Raw genomic sequence first — 4366 nt, forward strand, 5'->3', positions numbered from 1 at the left:
GTGGCCGCCCTCGTCGGCCGGGGCGGGGAGGGCGAGGGCGTGTCCCAGGACCGTGCGCAGGTCTTCGGGGACGGGGCGGCCCGCCGCCGTCCGTTCGGCGGCGAAGTCGTCGAGCATGCGGGCGAGTTCGGCGTCCCCCCGGGCCCGGCTTTCCAACTGGGCGACGGCGGCGACGGGCACCTCCGTGAACAGACACTTCAGTACGGCGTGCCGCCAGGCGTGGGCGTCGAGGTGGTCGGCGGCATAGGGGCCCACGGCGGCGGCGACCAGCCGGGTGTCGTTGGTGCGCAGGGCGTCCTCGACGAGCGGGAGGGCGGTGTCGCCGAGATCGAGGAGGTGCAGGGTGAGCAGGACGGCGCGGCGTTCGGCGGCGGTGCCCTGTTCGTAGAGCCGGGTGACGGAGGACAGCGGGGCGCGGGCCTCGATGAGCAGGAGGGAGCGTACGGAGTCGGCGTGCTCCTGACCGCAGTGCCGGCCGGCGGCGGCGTAGCGCAGCTCCCACGGCGGGGAGGTGTACGGGCTCGCCCCGGAGCGGAGGGCCTCTTCGGTGGCCGCGTCGTGGGCGGCTTCGGCGAGGGCCTCGTCGAGCCAGGCGCGGGCGCCCCCGCCGAGTTCGGCGTCGAGTTCCTTGCGGGACGTCAGCACGGGGCGGCTCCCTTGGTCGCGGTACCGCGCGTCATGGCCTCGCGCAGGAAGTCGATCGAGGTGCGGGCCAGCTCGGGGCCGGCATGGGAGTGGCGCGGCAGTTCGACGACGGTGAGGCCCCGGTAGTCGGAGGCGGCCAGGGCGGCGAGCACGGGCGGGAAGTCGATCTCCCCGTCACCGAACGGGAGGTGCTCGTGGACTCCGCGCCGCATGTCCTCGATCTGGACGTGCCGGAGCCAGGGCGCGGAGTCCTTGATGCAGTCGACGGGCGAGGCGTCCTCCAGGCACTGGCAGTGGCCGATGTCGAGGGTGAGGCCGAGCGGTCCGGGGTCGCCGAGGAGACCGCGCAGGTGGTGGAAGTCGGCGAGGGTGGCGAGGAGGTGACCGGGTTCGGGTTCGATCGCGAGGGGGATGCCGGAGCGGTCGGCGGCTTCGAGGACGGGGGTGAGCGCTTCGGTGAGCCGTTTCCACGCTGTGTCCGCCGTGGTGCCGGGCGGGGTGATGCCGCTGAAGCAGTGGACGGCGTGCGCGCCGAGTTCGGCAGCCACGTCCACGGCGCGGACGAGCAGAGCGGTGCGGGCGGCGCGGGCGTCGGGGTCCGGGTCGAGGAGGGAGGGGCCGTGCTTGCGGCGGGGGTCGAGGACATAGCGTGCGCCGGTCTCCACGGTGACCCGGAGCCCGAGGGAGGTGAGCCGGCGGCGGACCTGGCGGGTGCGCTCGGTGAGGTCCGGAGCCATCGGGTCCAGGTGCATGTGGTCGAGGGTCAGGCCGACGCCTTCGTAGCCGAGGTCGGCGAGCAGGCCGAGGGCGTCGTCGAGGCGGAGGTCGGTGAGCCCGTTGGTGCCGTATCCGAGGTGGAGGGTCATGTGAGGCTCACCTTCCGGGCGAGGCTGCGGGCGAGGGGGACGAGCCCCATGACGGCGAGACCGGTGACGGGCGCTCCGGCGCGGGCGGCGAGCGCGGCCTGGAGCGGGATCATGGCCCGGATGCCCCCGCCGACCGCCCGCTGGGTCAGGGGCGGGGACGGGTTCAGGGCGGCGTGCAGGAGGGGTGGTCCGGCGGTACGGAGGTAGGCGCCGGTGAGCGCGAGGGTCAGGAGGCGGGTGGGGTCGGCGAGGGTCCGGCCGAGCAGGCTTTCGGGCCGTGCCGCAGGGGCCGTGCCGGCGGTGGGGCCGACCACCCTGGCAAGGCGTGCCATCGGGTGCGGGACGGTTCCTCGGGCGGCGGGGCTCGTCGCCGTCGTGGTGGGGCCGCCGGGGCTCCGCCCTCGCCACTCCCCCAGCACTGCTGCCGCGAGCGCCGTCGTCGTGGCCAGGACCGCGAGCGGCGTCGCCGTGGAGCCGCCCTGCGTCTCGTGGCGCGACACGGCGGTGACGCCGTAGGTGTGCGCCCCTAGCACGAGGGCGGCGGGGAGCGCGGCCAGGCCGGGCAGGGCGGCCGGGGGTGCCTTCGGCACGCCCGGTGCCGGTATCGCTCGTGCGGTGACCGGCGCTCCGGCAACGTTGTCGCGTGCACGGCTTCCACCCGGCGCACGCCCAGCGGTGACCGTGGCCGTCGCTGTCGCGGTGGCCCCCAGCAGCAGGTCCAGTGAGCGGGCCGCCGCCATGGCCGCCGGGCCCGCCTTCGTGTGCTTCAGGTGGAGGTCGTAGGCCCAGACCGTGGCGGCCAGTCCTGTGGCGACCGTCAGTGCGGGACGGCCCGCGCGGGCCGCCAGGGCGAGGCCCGCCGCGGTCAGTGCCCCGGCCGCCCCCAGGGCCGCCGCCGGGCTGATGCGGCCCGAGGGGATCGGGCGGTGCGGGCGGTCGACCGCGTCCTCGTCGCGGTCGGCCCAGTCGTTGAGGGCCATCCCGGCCTCGTACAGGCACAGCGACGCGCCGATCGCCAGCGCGGTGCCCCGGCCGGGCCGGCGGCCCACCGCAGCGGCGCCCGCGAGCGCGTCCCCGGGCACGGAGAACAGGGCGGAGACGCGCAGCAGTTCCGCCCAGGCCCGCAGGCGATGCCGGGGCGCGCCCGGGGCGGTGCCGGAGCTGACGCCAGGTCCGGCGGTCGGCCCGGTACCCGAGTCGGCACCCGCCCTCGATCCGGCGACCGGCCCGATACGCCCTCCGGCCTCAGTCCCGGAGCCCGCATCCGGTCGGCCCGGGCCCGCTTCCGCGCCCTGTTCCCCGTTCCGGCCCGTGGGGGGCGGTCCGGGCCTGTCCGGTGCGGGCGCAGTCCCACCCGCGCCGGACAGGCTGTCGTGGGTCACGGCGTCGTTCCGCACGCCGTGAGCAAAACCGTTCCGCCGCCCGGGCCCCGCCGGGAGGGCCGCCAGGGCCGCGACCAGTGCGGTCGTCAGGGCCCGCCCCCGCCGCCGCCTCACGCCTGGTCCCGCAGCCGCTCGGCGAAGGCGAGCAGCGTGGCGTACTGCTCGGCGAGTGCCGCCGAGGTGCCGCCGTCCGGGTCCTTGAAGTAGAAGCCCAGCTCCGGCAGCGGGCCGCTGATCCCGGCCTCGTGGGCGCGGGCGAGCAGCCGTGCCAGGTCCAGGACCAGCGGGGCGGCGAGGGCCGAGTCGCAGCCCTGCCAGATGGTCTGGAGGATCATGCGGGAGCCGAGGAATCCGTCAAAGGCGATGTGGTCCCAGGCGGTCTTCCAGTCGCCCATGGCGGGCACGTCGTCGATGTGCACCTCGCCCTCGGGGGCGGTGCCGAAGGTGTCGGCGAGGACGCGTTCCTTGCCCGCGTTCTTGGCGGCGGCCGCCGCCGGATCGGCCAGCGCCGCCCCGTCCCCGCCGCCCAGCAGGTTCGACCCGGACCACGCCCGTACGGCGAGGGCCCGCTGGAGGAACATCGGGGCGAGCACGGAGCGGAGCAGCGTCTGGCCGGTCTTGCCGTCGCGTCCGGCGTGGGGAAGTCCGCTGGAGGCGACGGTGTCGGTGAGCGCGGGGGTGCGCAGTCCGGTGGACGGGGTGAAGTTGGCGTAGGAGCAGCCGGCGCGCACGGCGGCGGCCGCGTAGAGGGAGCTGGCGGGCAGCCGGGTGTCGTCGGGGCCGGGGGCGGGTTCGGTGGAGGCGACGTTGACGACGACGGTGCGGGCCAGGTTGTGCCGGTGGTTGAAGTCGGTGAGGTCGGCGGCGAACGCGGCGATGAGTTCCTGGTCGGTGCGGGTGTCGCCGGGCAGGGGGCCGCCGGGGCGGATCTCGGCGTCGGCCGCGTCGAGTTCGGCGCGTACGGCGGAGGGCAGCCCGTGCGGGAGGACGCCGCCGTCGGCGAGTGCCTCGGCCCGCTTGGACAGGGGGCAGTCGAGGGTGTCGTGGCCGCCGAAGACCAGGTCGGTCAGGGCAGGCAGGCCGGTGTCGGCGAAGGGGGACGTCTCGGTGACCATGCCGGTCGGCGGGTGGAGGCCCGCGGCGATGGCGGCGCAGCCCGCGGTGGCGGTGGTCGCCACGGAACCGCGTGCTCCGATGAACCAGACGCCGGTGCGGCCCGCGACCTGCGCACGGTCCGCGGCACCGGTGAGGCCCATGACCTCCGCACGGTCCTCGGCTCCGGCCGGGCCCGCGGAACCCGCGGGGCCGGAAGCCTCCGAAGGGCTCGGCGCGTCGGTGCGGCCTGGGGCGTCGATGTGGCCTTCACGATCGGCGTGTGCGGTCACGGGCTGCCTCCCTGGGGGGGATGTGTCGGGGTGGAGGACGACCGGGGGGGGGATGGGGTTTTTTTAAACCCCCCCACCCCGCACCAGG

General features: G+C 76.1%; 4 protein-coding genes. All 4 read right to left on the reverse strand.

What is annotated here, in order from left to right; all coding sequences use genetic code 11:
• On the reverse strand, positions 1–645 hold a 645-nt coding region (locus tag JS521_RS34165), incomplete at its 3' end, for an EboA domain-containing protein (protein ID WP_205086764.1).
• The gene (locus tag JS521_RS34170; RefSeq protein ID WP_205086765.1) at positions 639–1511 is read right to left on the reverse strand and encodes a sugar phosphate isomerase/epimerase family protein; all 873 of its coding nucleotides are present in this window, start codon (positions 1509–1511) and stop codon (positions 639–641) included. The genes JS521_RS34165 and JS521_RS34170, both read right to left, overlap by 7 nt.
• The gene (locus JS521_RS34175; RefSeq protein ID WP_205086767.1) at positions 1508–2971 is read right to left on the reverse strand and encodes an SCO3242 family prenyltransferase; all 1464 of its coding nucleotides are present in this window, start codon (positions 2969–2971) and stop codon (positions 1508–1510) included. The genes JS521_RS34170 and JS521_RS34175 overlap by 4 nt, the downstream gene beginning before the upstream one ends.
• A gap of 32 nt (positions 2972–3003) precedes the next feature.
• Positions 3004–4149, reverse strand: coding sequence for an inositol-3-phosphate synthase (locus tag JS521_RS34180; protein ID WP_239488220.1), 1146 nt, complete (start codon positions 4147–4149; stop codon positions 3004–3006).
• Positions 4150–4366: the final 217 nt, after the last annotated feature.

It is taken from the genome of Streptomyces durocortorensis (assembly GCF_016901035.1).
In the GTDB taxonomy this organism is placed as follows: Bacteria; Actinomycetota; Actinomycetes; order Streptomycetales; family Streptomycetaceae; genus Streptomyces; species Streptomyces durocortorensis.